Annotated in this window: 1 rRNA gene; it reads left to right on the forward strand. The window is 41.6% G+C overall.

The features are described from left to right. Position 1 precedes the first annotated feature (1 nt). Positions 2-109, forward strand: a 5S ribosomal RNA gene (gene rrf / locus HC176_RS18935). Positions 110-298 lie beyond the last annotated feature (189 nt).

A 298-nucleotide genomic window follows, 5' to 3' on the forward strand; every position in this document is an offset into this window, starting at 1 on the left:
TTAAGGTGGTTATAGCGACGGGGCTCACCTCTTACCATTCCGAACAGAGTAGTTAAGCCCGTTAGCGCCGATGGTACTGCATTTGCGGGAGAGTAGGTCGTTGCCTTTTTCAGGACCCTTCACTTATATAAGTGGAGGGTTTTTTGTTTTGTATAATTTTCGAGTTGGATATTGGAGTTGCTACCTTTACTCGGACATAAAATTTAAGACCGTTTGTTACAAAACAAATATCTTAGAAACATGAAAAAACGATATTACAGCCCCGAATTAAAGGAACAGGCGGTTCGCTTAAGCTACC

It is taken from the genome of Tamlana crocina, from assembly GCF_012037625.1.